The organism is Pseudomonas sp. TE9122 (assembly GCF_056278925.1).
Genome location: NZ_JBWBQI010000001.1, coordinates 4,059,712 through 4,077,021 on the forward strand (window position 1 = coordinate 4,059,712; position 17,310 = coordinate 4,077,021).

A 17,310-nucleotide genomic window follows, 5' to 3' on the forward strand; every position below is an offset into this window, starting at 1 on the left:
GATTCAACAGATATTTTGTCTAGTAAGGCCCTTTTGCGAGCAGGCTCGCTCCCACACTTGAAATGCAATCTCCTGTGGGAGCGAGCCTGCTCGTGAAGGCGTCTTGACACTCAGCGAAAGAACCCGCTCAACGCCGCCACCGCCTCTGGCGAACGCAGCCGCTGGGTAAACAATGCGCCCTCCTCCTCGATCACTTTGCGCAGCAGCTCGCGATCGGGCGCTCGCATCAGTTGCTTGCTGATGTGCACCGCTTCGGCCGGCAGTTCATCAAACCGCAGCGCCATTTCCCGGGCCTTGCTCAACGCAGCCGCGCCACTGTCCAGCGCGTCTGTGGCAATTCCCCATTGCGCAGCCTGTGCGCCGCTAAAGCCTTCGCCGAGCAATAACAACTCAGCCGCTTTCGCTTGCCCGAGCAAACGCGGCAGGATCAGGCTGGAGCCGAATTCCGGGCACAATCCGAGGTTGACGAACGGCATGCGCAGCCGGGCGTCGCGGCTGACATAGACCAGATCGCAATGCAGCAGCAGGGTCGTGCCGATACCCACCGCAGCACCGGCCACGGCGGCGATCACCGGTTTGCGGCATTCGAGCAGATTGAGCATGAAGTGAAACACCGGGCTGTCGAGGTCGCTCGGCGGTTGTTCGATGAAGTCGGCGATGTCATTGCCGGCGGTGAAGCACTCGGCGCTGCCGCTGATCAGTACGGCATTGATTTCGGGGTCGCTGTCGGCCTGTGTCAGTGCTTCGGCGAGGCGGCTGTACATGGCGCGCGTCAGGGCGTTTTTCTTGTCCGGGCGGTTGAGGCGCAGGGTCAGCAAACCGCGTCCGCGTTCCAGCAGGATGGCTTCGGTCATGGCGTGTCTCGCGTCTGAAAATCAGCGCTCAACCACGGCTCACAAACACGTCGGCCAGCAGTTGGTTGCGCGGCAATCCGGCCAGATACAGACGCTTGGCGAACGCGTCGACACTGGCCGTCGAGCCGCAGACTAAGGCCAGGGTCTGCCGGGAAACAAGGCGCAGTTGCGCCAAAGCGGCGGGCCGAGTCGGCCGCTGTCCACAGCTCGACACTGAGGTTTTCCCGCTGCGCGGCCAGTGCGGCAAGGGGTTTGGCCAGATAGTGCTCGCGTTCGTCATGGGCCAGGTGAATGACGCGAATGGCGCCTTGGTGATCCTCACGCAAGGCCTCACGCAGCACCCCGAACAACGGCCCCAAACCAGTGCCGGCAGCCAGCAGCCACAGCGGCCGGGCGTGCCAGTCCGGATCGTAATGCAAGGCACCGCCGCGCAGTTCGCCAAGGCGGATCGAGTCGCCGATCTGCAGCTTGCGTGCGGCATCGATGAATTCGCCGGGCTGGCGGCAATCGAGGTGAAACTCGAGGAAGCGGTCTTCTTGCGGCAGGCTCGCCAGCGAGTAAGGGCGGGCGATGTGGCCGATCCACAGCACCAGATGCTGGCCGGCGCTGTAGCGCAATGGCCGCTGCGGGGTCAGGCGCAGGCGCAGAACGCTGTCGCTGAGCCAGTCCAGCGCTTCGACCACGGCCGGGCGGCCGTCGCTGATCGGGTCGAAAGTGTGTACCTGCAAGTCTTCGACCACCTGACACTGACAAGCCAGGCGCCAACCGTCCTGACGTTGCTCGGCACTCAAGGCATCCGGACGATTGTCGGCGGGCAGGCCCTGGATGCATTGCACCAGACAGGCATGGCAACTGCCGGCGCGACAGCTGTAGGGCACGGCAACGCCGTTCTGATTGAGACTGTCGAGCAGGTTGCTGCCCGCCTCAACCGTCCACTGCCGATCACCGACACGCAATTCAGGCATCAATGTTCTCCCACGCGGCGGCACAACGATTGCGCCCGTCACGCTTGGCCCGATACAGCGCCTGATCGGCACGCTGCAACGCCTCATCCAGATCATCGCCAACGGACAGCAGGGTCATGCCCGCCGACAGGCTCAGGTTGCGCACTTGCAGGCCCATTAATTCCACCTCACTGAAGGCGATGCGCAAACGCTCGCAACACGCGGTCAGGCGTTCGGCATCGCAGTCGGGCACCAGCACGACGAATTCCTCGCCACCATAACGCGCCAGCACGTCACCGTCGCGCAGACAGGCTTGCGCCACCCCGGCAAACGCCTGCAATACCTGATCGCCGGCGGCGTGGCCGTGCAGGTCGTTGATGCGCTTGAAGTGGTCCAGATCGATCAGCGCCAGCCCGTGCATCACGTCGCTGTCCAGCGCGTTCAGCTCGCGCGAGGCGATGCGCAGGAAATGCCGGCGATTGAACAGCCCGGTCAGTTCGTCGGTGGCGACCAGATCTTCAAGCTGGCGCATCATCCCGCGCAGGGTGTCCTGATGCGCCTGCAAGGCAAACCGACGCTGGCGCTGACGTTGTCGGGAAACCTGGACAAAACGTGCGTAAAGCACCAGCCACGCCAAGACCATCGCCAGAATGCACACCTGCAAAGCCGCGAGCGCAGGCTCGGCCAAGCGGAAGTGGTAGGCGTCCCACAGGGTAATCGCGGAAAAACTGAAGAACACCAGCAACGCGCAGCGGATGAATACTCGTCGGGTGAGATGGAACAGGCCGAACAGCAGGATCAGCACGTAAAACACCAGAAACGCGCCGCGCGCTTCGTCGACATGGGCGATCAGCCACGTCTGCCAGCCCAGGCCCATCAGCACTTGCGCTTCGGTCAGGCTGGGGTCGGCGAAGCGCTGGTTGCGCCCGCTCCAGAACATGGCGAAAAGGCTCGCCTGACTGATCACTACCAGCGCGCTGCCGATGGCCACGCCACTGAGCGATTGCTGGTAATGCCCGGTGAAAAACGCCAGCCACAGCAGCAGCAGAGCCAATCCGTAGGTGGCCGCAGCGAGGGCGAAGCGTTTGAGCAAAAGGCGTTGAATGGCGTTATGGGTCAATCGTTGACTCACCGTGCGATAGGAGGCTGACCGAGTGTCCTACTCTACAGACCGGATGCCACTTTAGAGGCCCGGTCGCTAAATGACCACCGATTTTCGGGCTCGAAAATTGACGTCAAAAGTGTGGCCCACTGACACCGCCAAAAGCCCCTCACCCTAGCCCTCTCCCAGAGGGAGAGGGGACTGACCGGGTTGTTTATCCGAGTTACACCGACTTCAAACATCGCGCCGAACTCGAGTCTGGAAACGGCACAAAACAGCTTCATTTTCCTGAGCCGGACTTAGTTTTTGAACAAGATGAAGATCGGCTCCCTTTCCCCCTCGCCCCATCTGGGGGAGAGGGCTGGGGTGAGGGGGGCGATCCTGAAGTGCAAACCCGCTGTCCGATATTCGCCCACCCATGCGACCAACGAATGACTGCCGGCGCGTGTACGCCCCACCGAGGCGCGGTATACTGCCGCGCCTTTTTAGCGTCGCGCCAGCAGCCCCGGCGTGCCAGAGGATCAGCTGTGAGCCGAAAGCCTCAAGCTGCCCCATAGAATGTTCCCGTGTTTCAGAGGAGCGCGACTCATGACCGTGATCAAGCAAGATGACCTGATTCAGAGCGTTGCCGACGCCCTGCAGTTCATTTCCTATTACCACCCCGTGGATTTCATCCAGGCGATGCACGAAGCCTACCTGCGCGAAGAGTCGCCAGCGGCCCGTGATTCGATGGCGCAGATCCTGATCAACTCGCGCATGTGCGCCACCGGCCATCGCCCGATCTGCCAGGACACCGGTATCGTCACCGTGTTCGTCCGTGTCGGCATGGACGTGCGCTGGGATGGCGCCACCATGGGCCTGGACGACATGATCAACGAAGGCGTGCGTCGCGCCTACAACCTGCCGGAAAACGTCCTGCGTGCCTCGATCCTTGCCGACCCGGCAGGCGCTCGCAAGAACACCAAGGACAACACCCCGGCGGTGATCCACTACTCCATCGTCCCGGGCAACACCGTGGAAGTGGACGTGGCGGCCAAGGGCGGCGGTTCCGAGAACAAGTCGAAAATGGCCATGCTCAACCCGTCCGACTCGATCGTCGACTGGGTATTGAAAACCGTGCCGACCATGGGCGCCGGCTGGTGCCCGCCGGGCATGCTGGGTATCGGCATCGGCGGCACCGCCGAGAAAGCCGCGGTGATGGCCAAGGAAGTGTTGATGGAATCCATCGACATTCACGAGCTCAAGGCCCGTGGCCCGCAGAATCGCATCGAAGAAATGCGTCTGGAGCTGTTCGAGAAGGTCAACCAGTTGGGCATCGGCGCCCAGGGCCTCGGCGGCCTGACCACCGTGCTCGACGTGAAGATCATGGACTACCCGACCCACGCCGCATCCTTGCCGGTGTGCATGATCCCCAACTGCGCCGCCACCCGTCACGCACACTTCGTGCTCGACGGTTCCGGCCCGGCCTCGCTGGAAGCGCCACCGCTGGACGCCTACCCGGAAATCGTCTGGGAAGCCGGCCCGTCGGCGCGTCGTGTCAACCTCGACACCCTGACCCCGGAAGACGTGCAGAGCTGGAAGCCGGGCGAAACCGTGCTGCTCAACGGCAAGATGCTCACCGGTCGCGACGCCGCGCACAAGCGCATGGTCGAGATGCTCAACAAGGGTGAAACCCTGCCGGTCGACCTCAAGGGTCGCTTCATCTACTACGTCGGCCCGGTTGATCCGGTCGGTGACGAAGTGGTTGGCCCGGCCGGCCCGACCACCGCAACGCGTATGGACAAGTTCACCCGCCAGATCCTCGAGCAGACCGGCCTGCTGGGCATGATCGGCAAGTCCGAGCGCGGCCCGACCGCGATCGACGCGATCAAGGACAACAAGGCTGTGTACCTGATGGCTGTCGGCGGCGCTGCGTACCTGGTTGCGCAAGCGATCAAGAAGTCCAAGGTGCTGGCATTTGCCGAGCTGGGCATGGAAGCGATCTACGAGTTCGAGGTCAAGGACATGCCGGTCACCGTAGCGGTGGACAGCAAAGGTGAGTCGGTACACATCACTGGCCCGGCGATCTGGCAACAGAAGATCAGCGAAAGCTTGGCGGTAGAAGTGCAGTAAGCCTCTGGCGTCATGAAAACGGCCGGTGCATCCGCAAAGATGCCCCGGCCGTTTTTGCTTGTTCAAACCAATCGCGATAACAGAATTTCCCATGCACAGAAAATGATCTTGCGCACCTGTCAGATCTGACAGGTCCATCTCCGGCCCACTCCTGTTAGCGTCTATCCATACGCCCTATGTAGCGCGAATGGATTCGAACATGGCCGATCAAGACCTCAGCATCACAGCTCCTTCCATCGCCAAAAGCTCATCGATCGCCACCATCGGCAAGAGCTGGAGCGCCGTCGGGCCGACCGCCTCGGCTGGATGCGAATTGCTGATCCCGCTATCGAGCGGTCGTGGCTACGACCCGCAAATACCCTTGGCAATCAACAGCCAGAGCGGTAACGGTCCGTTTGGCCTTGGTTGCCACCTGGGCCTGAGCCAGATCAGTCGCCGCACCAACAAAGGTGTTCCACGGTATACCGAGCACGATGAAATCATCGGGCATGACGGCGAGGTGTGGATGCCGGAGCTCGATGATGCCGGAGACTTGAAGTCACGCACGGAACACAGCTACAGAGACCGCCCCATTCCCGAACACAACGTCGTGTCTTACCGGACGCGGATCGAAAGCGATTTTTCCCTGCGCGAATGCTGGCATCCGGCTGACGGTGGAGCCCCGTTCTGGTTGGTACATGGTGCCGACGGTACGTTGCATGTCTACGGCAAAACCAGCGCCTCACGCCGTGCCGACCCCGACGACGAATCGCGCATCAGTAGCTGGCTGCTGTGTGAAAGCATGAACGCCCATGGCGAACACATCTGCTACGAGTACAAGCCCGACGATCAGCCTGACGAGCAAGATCCGATTCACGACTACCGCGCCCAGCGCTATCTGCGCCGGGTGTGTTATGGCAATGCCACGGCGAGCGACCGTCTCTATAGCTGGGACACCGACCGGCCGACGGATTTGCCTTGGCATTTTCAACTGGTGTTCGATTACGGCGAACGCAGCAGTTCGCTGACGGAGACCCCGAGCTACGAAGAAGTGAACCGCTGGCGGCTGCGACCGGATCCGTTTTCCACCTATGGCCAGGGTTTTGAACTGAGCACCCGCAGGCTGTGCCAGCAAGTGTTGATGTTTCATCACTTCCCCGAAGGGCTGGCGACAGAGGCGAAGCTTGTACGTCGCCTGCTGCTGGAATATCGACCTATCCAGAACTCTGCTCCGTGGGCCTACAGCCAGATCAGCGCGGCGCACTATCAGGCCTTCGATGCGCAAGGCAATGTCGAGCATTCACCGCCGCTAGAGTTCGAATACTCGCCCTTCGAGATCAACAAGACACCTGCACGCCTGTTGGAAAACGAGACTCAACCGGGCATCGAAGACGGCGGGTTCTACCAATGTGTCGATCTGTATGGCGAGGGCGTGCCGGGTTTTCTCTGCCGCTATGACAACGCCTGGTACTACCGCGAGCCGCTGCGCGCGGCGCCTGGTACCGAACTGATCGGTTACGGCCCATGGGCTCTGCTGGACAAGATCCCGGTGGCAGATCGTAACCGCGCCGTGGCGCAACTGCTGGATCTGACCGGCGATGGGCGCCTGGACCTGATCATCGCCCGGTTGGGTTACTGCGGGTTCCATGCGCTGAATGCGCAGCGACAATTCGAATTGTTCAGCGCGTTCGACACGTTTCCCCGGGAACACCAGGATCTGACTTTGACCATGGGGGATTTCAGCGGGGACGGCCTGATGTCAGCGGCCAGCATCAGCCACGATCGTGTGAGGCTCTATGCCAGCCTGCGCGAAAAAGGCTTCGCCGCCGCACAGGAAATCCCCCATGCATACGAAGACGACCGTCTGCCGGTGTTCAGTAACTCGCGAACCGAGCTGGTGCTTCTGGGCAATCTGCTCGGCAGCGACATGCCCGAGCTGTGTCGCATCCGCCATGACGAAGTCCGCTGTTGGCCGAATCTTGGTCATGGCAAATTCGGTCAAGGTCGCAAGATCAGTGCCCTGCCCTTCACCTACGACGAATTCGACGCCGCACGAGTGCGTCTGGCCGACCTCGATGGCTCCGGCGCGCCCGCGCTGATCTATCTGCGATCCGAAGGATTCGACATTTACCTGAACCGGGGCGGCAACGGTCTGGAGCAGATTCCCGTCAGCGTGCCGTGGCCCGAAGAGGTGCACTATGACCGCTTGTGCCAGGTCAGTTTCGCCGACCTGCAAGGCCTCGGTTGCGCCAGCCTGATTCTGACGGTGCCGCATATCCAGCCTCGGCATTGGCGCTACGATTTTGTTGCAGCCAAGCCCTATCTGCTGGTCAACAGCAACAACAACATGGGTTACTCCAGCAGCGTGACTTATCGCAGTTCGGCTCAGGAATGGCTGGATGAAAAGGAGCGACTGCTGGCACTTGCGCGTGCACCGATATGTCATCTGCCGTTTCCGCTGCCCGTGGTGAAGAAACAGGAGCAACACGACGAGATCACCGACAACCGGTTGACCCAGTCATTCACCTGGCGCGAAGGGTTCTACGACGGCAGGGAACGGGAGTTTCGCGGGTTCGGCTATTTGCAGCAACTTGACTGCGAGATTGGAGCCGATCCTTCAGAGCCTGGCTTCAACGAGCCGGTGCAAACATGCACCTGGTTTCACAACGGGCAGGAAATGAATCGTTCCCGCGAGGATTATTTCAACGCGGACGTGGACGCCTGCCCGTTGGGCGAAACCCTGTTCAGTCGTTATCACCCCAAAGGTGAAATCGATGAGCCTGTCACCCCGGAAGATGCCGACAGTCGCTACCGGATTGCGCAGGCACTGGTCGGCTCGGTCGCCCGAACGGAGACCCTTGCCTACCAGGAAGATTCGCAGGTACCTGGCGCTGCCAAGCTGTATTCGGTAGAGGAAAAGCGTTATCTGGTGCGCGAGGTGCGGCCCCAGGGGCCATATGCCGCAGCCGTTCTGCTGCCCCTTCAGGTTGAAGCAATCAGCTATCAGTACGACGGCTTTATCAATGACCCGCTGTGCCGCCACGATGTCAGCCTGCGCTGGGACGCTTATGGCGCCGCGACCCATGCACTGACGGTGAGCTATGCGCGCAGGTTGACCGCCCAGAGCCCGCCACCCTTCACCGAGGACCACCTGAATCAATGGTGGTCCGACGCTCACGACGAGGCGCAGCAATACTTTTACATCAGTGAGACCCGTGCGCGTCTGATCAATCTGCCAGAGCCGCAGCAATGGCGACTGGGCTTGCCCTATCAGGAACGGGGCGACGCGCTGAAATTGGCCAAAGGTACGCTACCCGGCGAGCTGAACCCGGCACAGATATCTTTCGAATCGTTGAGAACGCTGCAGGATTCGCAAGAATGGGCCATCGAACGGGTACTGACTTCCCAATCCATACAGCACTATGTGGACGTAGAGGGTATTGAACTGGAAGACGGCGTCGCCGGATTCGAAGCCCTGTCGCATTCTCTGGAGCTTGCCCTGCTGGACAAGACCGCGCTGGAGGCTTACAGCATTGTGCCGGATCTGAACATTCGCGAAGCCCTAGAGGCAATTGGTTACTCACCCATGCCGCGGCTGTTCGAAGCGACGCCGAGTGAGGAACAAGATCTTTGGTCGTCGCGGTTCAATCTGGCTCGGTACGGCGACTTGCAAGCGTTCTATAAAGTGCTCGATTTCAACGAAACGCCAAGCCATGGCGTGACCAAAGCCGAATACGATCAACACTGGCTGACGGTCATGCGCATGGAGTTGCCCGACGGTTGCGCCGTGCAGGTCGCGGAATTCGATTACCACGCCCTGAAACCCAAGCGAATCACCGACGCCAACGACAACACTGAAGAAGTCATCCATGAGCCTTCCGGCCAGCCGCTGGTCATCAGCTTTCACGGTACCGAGAATGGCAAACCTGCCGGATTCGACAAGCTGACCGATGACTGGACCTTGCCGGCCCCCAGTCCGGAACAGGCCATCCAGTATCCGGAGGACACTGTAAAAAACGCAGCCAGCACCCTGCACAAAAACCTGTTCAGCTGGATGGGCCTGATACCCGCCTCCACGCTTCAAACCCTGTCAATCAAGCAGGGCGATCTGTTGCCCGGCGGGCAGATCCGCGCCAGCGCACGTCGCCGGCTCGCGCAAAGCCTCAATCTGACGCCTGAAGACCAGCAATTGCTCGAGGCCATTGAACTGGCGTACCGAGAGCCGGTACACACCGTGGTGCTCAGTGCCGACCGCTATCCCTACGACACCGTCAAGGCACAGATCCAGATCGTCAAAACCTGCATCGATGGCTTTGGTCGGGTACTGCAAACCCAGCAGAAGGTCGACCCCGGACTGGCTTATGTGGTGGGTGAGGATGGTCAATTGCTGATCGAAGAAGGTGAGCAACCGACGCAGACACGCTGGCGTATCAGCGAACGCGTCGAATACAACAACAAAGGTCTCGCGCAGCGCCAATACCGGCCGTTTTTCGCTAACACGCACCGCTACGTCAATGATCAATCGCTGCGCCAACTCGGGCTCTTCGATCAGCTGTTCTATGACGCAACGGGACGTCCGATCAAGCTGATCAACGCCAAGGGCGACTTTTCCCGCGAGACGTATCATCCCTGGTATCACACCAGCGAAGACTTCAACGACACCGCTGAAGAGGTGGTGTCTACGCGTGGGTCAGGCGCATGAGCGCCTCCACACATTGGCGCACGCCTTTGCTGACCGTCAGCGACGGACGTGGCCTGCCAGTCCGTCAGGTCGCTTATTTGCGTACCGTGGCAGAGGACGCGGTCACCGCTGTTGTGACGTTTCAGGAACACGATGTGGCCGGACATCCGGTCGCGCAACAGGATCCGCGCCTGCCCATTGCAAACACCACCACTGTTTATTCCATCAATGGCGATGCGGTGTTCACCGACAGTGTCGATAGCGGCTGGCGTTTGCTGCTGCCGGGGCCGGCCGGGGAGCCTCGGCAGCAATGGGACGCGCGCGGCCATGTCTGGCAATCGACCTTTGACGGGCAATTGCGCGTGGTGCAGCTCGAAGTGTCGGGAAACGGCGAAAATCAGCTCGATACCTTCACTTACGCTCCGGGCTCTGCCGGAGCAGACTCCAACCTGCGCGGCCGGTTGATCCAGCAGACAGATCCGTCAGGCTCGCTGGATATCACCAGCTATGCCCTCACCGGACAGGCACTGGTGGAAAAGCGCACATTTGATGATCACCAAGCGTTCACCAGCCATCAGGTGTTCAGTCCGCTTGGCGCCGTGCTTGAACAGACCGACGCCGGCGGCCATCGCAGAACCTCGCGCTATGGGCTTGCCGGGCAACTCAGGCAAATGCACTTGCAAGTGAAGGCGAACATCACGCAAGTCCTGGAGGATGCGCACTACAACGCCAATGGCCAGCTCATCGAGCAACAGGACGGCAACGGTGTGCTCAACGAATGGACCTACGATCCAGCCGACGGACGCTTGCGCACGCGGATCAGTCATAAGCCCGGCCAACCCGCATTGCAGGATCTGCAATATTTCTACGATCGCGTCGGCAATATCATCCGCATCGAAGACCACGCCTTCGAGCCCACCTGGTTCGCCAATCAACGGGTCGACGGCCACCGTGAATTCAGCTACGACTCCCTGTATCGCCTGATCCGTGCGACCGGTCATGACGACGCCCTGCCCCCGGACATTCCCGGCCTGCCGCGACCGCCCGACGAGCGAAACCGCCTCAATTACACCCAGACGTATAGCTACGACGATGGCGGCAATCTGACCGAGTTGCGTCATCAGCGCGACGGCAACAGTCGCACCCGCACGATGCGCATCGACGACAAAAGCAATCGCGGGGTGCGTTGGCAAACAGGTGACGAGCCGCCGGACTTCGACATCTGGTTCGACCCGCACGGCAATCAACGCAAGCTGCGCCACGGTCCGTCATTGCACTGGAACAGCCGTGACGAGCTGGAGCGCGTGGATCTGGTTATCCGTCAGGACAGCGATAACGATGCCGAGTATTACCAGTACAGCGCGGGCCAGCGGGTCCTCAAATGTCATGAATGGTTCACCGACAAGGTCCGCCACTTCCACCAGGTGCGTTACCTGCCAGGGCTGGAAATTCGCAGCAAGGACAACGGCGAAGTGCTGCACATCATCAGCCTCGGTAACGCGCGCTGCCTGCATTGGGCGCAACGTTCGACGCCGATAGACGACCAGATGCGCTACACCCTCGAAGACCACCTCGGCTCTTGCGTGATGGAGCTCAATGAAGACGCTGTGGTCACCAGCGCAGAAGGCTATTACCCGTTCGGCGAAACCGCATGGATGGCGCCGGAATCGGAAATCGAATACCGCTTTATCCGTTATTCCGGCAAGGAAATGGATGTCAGCGGTTTGTACTACTACGGCGCCCGTTATTACGCGCCGTGGTTGCAGCGCTGGGTCAGTGCTGATCCGGCGGGGGATGTGGACGGTTTGAATCTGTATGGTTTTGTCGGTAACAACCCGATCGTCCATGTCGACCAGACCGGTGCCTTCAAAGTGGTGTTTGACCTGGTCAGAAAAGCGGTCGGTATCTTTGATCAAGCGCAAACTGCGGCGGAGCAATTGCACAACCTGACCACCGAGTTCGATGGCCTGATTCCTGAAGGCCAGAACATCGAGGAGGTGCGCAAAAGCATGACGTTCGGCAAATTCATCACCTCCCGGGCCGGCATCAAATCGGTCTTTTACGGTATCGGCAAAGGCATCGCCATCGGCAGTGTCATCGGCACCGTGGTACCCGGAATCGGCAACGCCATCGGTTCCGGCGCAGGGGCAATCGCGGGGGCAATAGTGTTTCCGGTATTGCGTTACCACTTTTTCAAGAAGGGTTTGAAAGCAGCGCAGACACTGCACACCCAAGAGCTCAAGGACGGGCTGAAAACGCTGGGCGACGGCGCTGCAAAAGCCGTAGACGGCGCGAGGGCTCTTCTCGATGGAGGTGCTGCGCTTATCGACAGCATCAAGACTTTCACGGATAACCTCAACAGCTACTCCGAGCACATCCAGAAGATGTTCTACGCCCAACTGGACGCACTGGATGCAGAAAAACAGCGTCAGGTCATGAAGCTGTCCAGGAATGGTGTAGACCCGTTCGAAGCCATCGACAAGGTCATGCAAACCGCTCAGGCGACTATCGAAGCGCCAAGCGAGGCGCAAGGCGTGACAGAACGCCTGCAGCAACTGGAGCGCTCGCTCGCTGCCGAACCTCAGGCAAGACCGGTGCCGAAGCCGAGGTTGAATCTTGTGCATCGACGTCAGGTACAGGAGACAGCTGTCTAGCAGACACGGCCGGCGCGAACAGCGCGCCCGGCCACCTCGGCCCATGCTATCGTGCCCGCCCGTCCTGCCGACCTTTCATCCAGCATGCTGCCGACTTCCCGTACCCTGCGTCTGTCGTTGTATTCCCTGCTGATCATCGCCGGCACGGTCATTGCCGCGACGCTCGCGATGCGCCACGCGGAACGTCAGGCGCTGGAAGAAGACGCCGCCCGCGCCAATCAGCAACTGGGGTTGTACGCCAACTCCTTGCACACCCTGATCGACCGCTATCGCGCCCTGCCCGCCGTACTGGCGCTGGATCCGCAATTGCGTTCGGCCCTGGCCGGCCCGGTCGATGCTGCGCAGCAAGCGGCATTGAATGTGAAGCTGGAAAAGATCAATGGCGCCGCGCAATCCTCGACCCTTGAACTGCTCGATCACACCGGCCTGGCCGTGGCCGCCAGCAACTGGCGCTTGCCCAGCAGTTACGTTGGCCACAATTACGGCTTCCGCCCCTATTTCAGCCAGACCCGCACCCAAGGCACCGGGCGTTTTTACGCGGTAGGCGTGACCAGCGGCATTCCCGGGTATTTCCTTTCCAGCGCCGTACTTGGCGACAACGACGAGTTTCTCGGCGCGATGGTGGTCAAGCTGGAGTTTCCCGAACTGGAGCGCGAATGGAGCCAGGGCAGCGACACGCTGCTGGTCAGCGATGCACGCGGGATCATCTTTATCGCCAATCAGCCGCGCTGGCGTTATCGCGCCTTGCGAGCATTGAGCGCTGATGATCTGGCCGAGATCAAAACCACCCGCCAGTACGACAAGCAATCGCTGGTTCCGCTGACCCATTTGCCGCTGCGGCGCTTCGATGACAACAGCGATCTGCGCCGGGTCGAAGGTCCGCAGGGCACGGCGGATTATCTGTGGGAATCGCTGCCGCTGACGACCGAGGGCTGGACCCTGCATCTGCTGCGTCGTCCGCAAGTGGCCTTCGAGGATTTGCGCAACGCCGCGCTGGCCGCCGCTGGCGTGTGGCTGGCGCTGGTGTTCCTGTTGTTGTTCCTCAATCAGCGCTGGCGGCTGGCCAAGGTCCGTCAGCGCAATCGTGAAGAACTCGAGCGCTTGGTCGAGGAGCGCACCCGCGACTTGCGTACCGCGCAGGAAGGTCTGGTGCAGTCGGCCAAACTCGCCGCGCTGGGGCAGATGTCTGCGGCGCTGGCCCACGAAATCAATCAACCGCTGACCGCCCAGCGCATGCAACTGGCAACTCTGCGCCTGCTGCTCGAACATGGCCGCGTCGATGACGCCTACAAGGCGCTGAAACCGGTGGACGACATGCTCACGCGCATGGCCGCCCTCACCGGCCACCTCAAGACCTTCGCCCGCAAAAGCCCGAGCGGCTTGCGCGAACGTCTGGATCTGGCGACGGTGGTCGATCAATCGCTGCAACTTCTCGATGCGCGACTGCGTGACGAACAGGTCAGTCTGGTGCTGCATCTGACCCGGCCGGCGTGGGTACGCGGTGATGCGATTCGTCTGGAACAGGTGCTGATCAACCTGCTGCGCAATGCGCTGGATGCGATGCACGGCAAAGCCTGCAAGCGTCTGGAAATCCGTCTGGAGGCTGATGAACAATTGTGGCGGCTGAGCGTCAGCGACAACGGCGGCGGCATTGCCGAGGAACATGTCGGCCAGGTGTTCGATCCGTTCTTTACCACCAAACCGGTGGGTGACGGTCTGGGCCTGGGGCTGGCAGTATCCTTCGCCATCGTGCATGAATCCGGCGGACGCCTGAGCGTCGAGAATGGCGACCACGGCGCGGTGTTCAGCCTGACCCTGCCAATCGATCTGGAGGCACATATCTGATGCTCAATTCGGTGATGGTGGTCGACGACGAAAGCAGCATTCGCGACGCCGTTGAACAGTGGCTGAGCCTGTCGGGGTTTCAGGTGCAATTGTTCAGCCGTGCCGAAGAATGCCTTGCCGCGCTCCCGGAACATTTTGCCGGGGTGATCCTCAGCGACGTGCGCATGCCCGGCATGGACGGTTTGCAACTGCTCGCCGAAGTGCAAAAGCGCGACAGCGATCTGCCGGTGATTCTGCTCACCGGCCATGGCGATGTGCCGATGGCGGTCGAAGCCATGCGCGATGGCGCCTACGACTTTCTGGAAAAACCGTTCAGCCCGGAAACCCTGCTCGGCAGCCTGCGCCGGGCGCTGGACAAACGCCGCCTGGTCCTGGAAAACCGCGCCCTGCACGAACTGGCCGACAACCGCGCAAAGCTCGATGCGACGCTGCTTGGCGTGTCCCGCGGCTTGCAGACATTGCGTCGGCAAGTGCTGGATCTGGCGACGTTGCCGGTCAACGTGCTGATCCGTGGCGAAACCGGCAGCGGCAAGGAACTGGTCGCGCGTTGCCTGCATGATTTCGGCCCGCGCGCCGGCAAACCTTTCGTGGCGCTGAACTGCGCGGCGATCCCGGAGCAACTGTTCGAGGCCGAGCTGTTCGGCCATGAGAGCGGCGCGTTTACCGGCGCCTCGGGCAAACGCATCGGCAAGCTGGAATATGCCGATGGCGGCACGCTGTTTCTCGATGAGATCGAAAGCATGCCGCTGGCCCAGCAGGTGAAATTGCTGCGGGTCTTGCAGGAGCAGAAGCTTGAGCGGCTGGGGTCGAACCAGAGCATTCGCGTTGATTTGCGTATCGTCGCGGCGACCAAACCGGACCTGCTCGACGAAGCCCGCGCCGGACGTTTTCGTGAGGACCTGGCTTATCGCCTCAACGTCGCCGAACTGCGCCTGCCGCCGCTGCGCGATCGCCGCGAAGACATTCCGTTGCTGTTCGAGACCTTCGCGCAGAATGCCGCTCAGCGTCTGGGCCGGACCTTTCCGCCGTTGACCGGTGCGCAGCTCAGTCACCTGCTCAGCCATGACTGGCCGGGCAATGTGCGCGAACTGGCCAACGTCGCGGAACGTCAGGTATTGGGGCTGGATGAACCGGTCGCCGGAATCGATCCGGGGCAATCGCTGGCGGCGCAGCAGGAAGCGTTCGAAGCGCAATGTCTGCGCGCGGCGTTGACCCGGCACAAGGGTGATGTGAAAGCCGTGCTCGAAGAACTGCAACTGCCGCGCCGCACGTTCAATGAAAAGATGCAGCGGCATGGGTTGAGTCGGGAGATGTTTCTGGCGGAGTGAGGCAGAGATTTGTGGTGTAGCTGAAATCCATCCCCCTCACCCCAGCCCTCTCCCCCAGGGGGGCGAGGGGGGAGGGAGCCGATCTCCATGCTTTCCCGAATCTGTATTCGACTCGATATTGCAGGTCGATGTAACCCACGAGAACACCTCGGTCAGTCCCCTCTCCCTCTGGGAGAGGGCTAGGGTGAGGGGCTTTTGATTTCACGCGGTAAGCGGAAATCCGCTCACTCAGCCCAATCAGTCGGCACAAATCCGCTCACTCCTCCCCGCTACCCCCTCTAAACCGGCCCCTCACCCTTTGGCACACCTCCTGCTATAGCCCTGGCAGGCTGCGTTCCGACGCGCTCCACAAAAACAATTAAACGAAGGATCCTTCAATGGATAACTCCAACGCCCTGCCCCTTGGGTCGGCTGCCGTGCCGGCCAAACCGAGAACCACCGCCAGCCGGATCAAATCGATCTTCAGCGGCTCTGTCGGCAACATGGTCGAGTGGTACGACTGGTATGTGTATGCCGCCTTCTCCCTGTACTTCGCGAAAACCTTTTTCCCCGCCGGCTCCACCACTGCGCAACTGATGAACACCGCAGCGATCTTCGCCGTGGGTTTCCTGATGCGTCCGATCGGTGGCTGGCTGATGGGCATGTACGCCGACAAGGTCGGGCGCAAGAAAGCGCTGATGGCCTCGGTGTACCTGATGTGCTTCGGCTCGCTGCTGATCGCCCTGAGCCCGAATTATGAAACTATCGGCATCGGCGCGCCGATCCTGCTGGTGTTTGCCCGCCTGCTGCAAGGCCTGTCGGTCGGCGGCGAGTACGGCACCTCGGCGACTTATCTGTCCGAGATGGCGACCAAGGAACGTCGCGGCTTCTTCTCCAGCTTCCAGTACGTGACCCTGATCTCCGGGCAGCTCATCGCCCTCGGCGTATTGATCGTGCTGCAAAACATGCTGACCACCGAACAGCTCTACGCGTGGGGCTGGCGTATCCCGTTCGCCATCGGTGCGCTGTGTGCGGTCGTGGCGCTGTACCTGCGTCGCGGCATGGAAGAAACCGAGTCGTTCACCAAAAAAGAGAAATCCAAGGAAAGCGCAATGCGCACCTTGATGCGCCACCCGAAAGAGCTGTTGACCGTGGTCGGCCTGACCATGGGCGGCACCCTGGCGTTCTACACCTACACCACCTACATGCAGAAATACCTGGTGAACACGGTCGGCATGAGCATCTCCGACTCGACCACCATTTCCGCCGCCACGCTGTTCCTGTTCATGTGCCTGCAACCGATCATCGGTGGCCTGTCGGACAAGATCGGTCGTCGCCCGATCCTGATCGCCTTCGGTGTGCTCGGTACGATCTTCACCGTGCCGATCCTGATGACCCTGCACACCATCCAGACCTGGTGGGGCGCGTTCTTCCTGATCATGGCGGCGCTGATCATTGTCAGCGGCTACACCTCGATCAACGCGGTGGTCAAAGCCGAATTGTTCCCGACCGAAATCCGCGCCCTGGGCGTTGGCCTGCCGTACGCACTGACCGTGTCGATCTTCGGCGGTACCGCCGAATACATCGCGCTGTGGTTCAAGAGCATCGGCATGGAAACCGGTTACTACTGGTACGTCACCGCGTGCATTGCCGTGTCGCTGCTGGTGTACATCACCATGAAAGATACCCAGAAGCATTCGCGGATCGTCACTGACTGATCGCACCGCATCGCTGGCAGGCCACAAAATCTGTGTCCTGCCACGAACCCTACGGGGTCTCGCGTCTGGCTGGAAATATGCGCTGGGTCCTTGCACTATGGCTGCATCCGAATG

Annotated in this window: 8 protein-coding genes and 1 pseudogene; 6 read left to right on the forward strand and 3 right to left on the reverse strand. The window is 60.9% G+C overall.

From position 1 onward, the window contains the following. Window positions 1-110 precede the first annotated feature (110 nt). The 3 genes and pseudogenes from ACZ9BE_RS18250 to ACZ9BE_RS18260 form a co-directional block, all read right to left on the reverse strand. Window positions 111-854 (reverse strand): enoyl-CoA hydratase-related protein, encoded by a 744-nt coding sequence (locus ACZ9BE_RS18250; RefSeq protein ID WP_476249773.1) that lies wholly within the window; start codon window positions 852-854, stop codon window positions 111-113. Window positions 855-882: 28 nt separating this feature from the next. After that, window positions 883-1,819, reverse strand: a pseudogene (locus tag ACZ9BE_RS18255) (iron-sulfur-binding ferredoxin reductase). Beyond that, window positions 1,812-2,918 carry a GGDEF domain-containing protein gene (locus ACZ9BE_RS18260; protein ID WP_041479822.1) on the reverse strand — a complete coding sequence of 369 codons (1,107 nt, stop codon included), beginning with the start codon at window positions 2,916-2,918 and terminating at the stop codon, window positions 1,812-1,814. Before ACZ9BE_RS18260 ends, ACZ9BE_RS18255 begins: the two are co-directional and overlap by 8 nt. A 570-nt stretch (window positions 2,919-3,488) precedes the next feature. Here ACZ9BE_RS18260 and ACZ9BE_RS18265 point away from each other — a divergent pair. The 6 genes from ACZ9BE_RS18265 (at window position 3,489) to ACZ9BE_RS18290 (ending at window position 17,196) form a co-directional block, all read left to right on the forward strand. Further along, window positions 3,489-5,012 carry a fumarate hydratase gene (locus ACZ9BE_RS18265; RefSeq protein ID WP_016773454.1) on the forward strand — a complete coding sequence of 508 codons (1,524 nt, stop codon included), beginning with the start codon at window positions 3,489-3,491 and terminating at the stop codon, window positions 5,010-5,012. A gap of 199 nt (window positions 5,013-5,211) precedes the next feature. Continuing rightward, window positions 5,212-9,693, forward strand: coding sequence for a SpvB/TcaC N-terminal domain-containing protein (locus ACZ9BE_RS18270; protein WP_476249774.1), 4,482 nt, complete (start codon window positions 5,212-5,214; stop codon window positions 9,691-9,693). Next, window positions 9,690-12,326 (forward strand): RHS repeat domain-containing protein, encoded by a 2,637-nt coding sequence (locus ACZ9BE_RS18275; protein WP_476249775.1) that lies wholly within the window; start codon window positions 9,690-9,692, stop codon window positions 12,324-12,326. Before ACZ9BE_RS18270 ends, ACZ9BE_RS18275 begins: the two co-directional genes overlap by 4 nt. A gap of 84 nt (window positions 12,327-12,410) precedes the next feature. Next, complete coding sequence (locus ACZ9BE_RS18280; protein WP_476249776.1) at window positions 12,411-14,171, forward strand: ATP-binding protein; 1,761 nt, start codon at window positions 12,411-12,413, stop codon at window positions 14,169-14,171. Then, window positions 14,171-15,499, forward strand: a complete 1,329-nt coding sequence (locus ACZ9BE_RS18285) for a sigma-54-dependent transcriptional regulator (RefSeq protein ID WP_016773449.1) — start codon at window positions 14,171-14,173, stop codon at window positions 15,497-15,499. Before ACZ9BE_RS18280 ends, ACZ9BE_RS18285 begins: the two co-directional genes overlap by 1 nt. 377 nt (window positions 15,500-15,876) lie before the next feature. Next, window positions 15,877-17,196 carry an MFS transporter gene (locus ACZ9BE_RS18290; RefSeq protein ID WP_024014128.1) on the forward strand — a complete coding sequence of 440 codons (1,320 nt, stop codon included), beginning with the start codon at window positions 15,877-15,879 and terminating at the stop codon, window positions 17,194-17,196. Window positions 17,197-17,310 lie beyond the last annotated feature (114 nt).

Bases quoted from the DNA above. Each gene is read 5' to 3' on its own strand.
- ACZ9BE_RS18265 (WP_016773454.1), top strand. From the start codon at position 3,489: ATGACCGTGATCAAGCAAGATGACCTGATTCAGAGCGTTGCCGACGCC.
- ACZ9BE_RS18270 (WP_476249774.1), top strand. From the start codon at position 5,212: ATGGCCGATCAAGACCTCAGCATCACAGCTCCTTCCATCGCCAAAAGC.
- ACZ9BE_RS18280 (WP_476249776.1), top strand. From the start codon at position 12,411: ATGCTGCCGACTTCCCGTACCCTGCGTCTGTCGTTGTATTCCCTGCTG.
- ACZ9BE_RS18285 (WP_016773449.1), top strand. From the start codon at position 14,171: ATGCTCAATTCGGTGATGGTGGTCGACGACGAAAGCAGCATTCGCGAC.
- ACZ9BE_RS18290 (WP_024014128.1), top strand. From the start codon at position 15,877: ATGGATAACTCCAACGCCCTGCCCCTTGGGTCGGCTGCCGTGCCGGCC.
- ACZ9BE_RS18275 (WP_476249775.1), top strand. From the start codon at position 9,690: ATGAGCGCCTCCACACATTGGCGCACGCCTTTGCTGACCGTCAGCGAC.
- ACZ9BE_RS18250 (WP_476249773.1), bottom strand. From the start codon at position 854: ATGACCGAAGCCATCCTGCTGGAACGCGGACGCGGTTTGCTGACCCTG.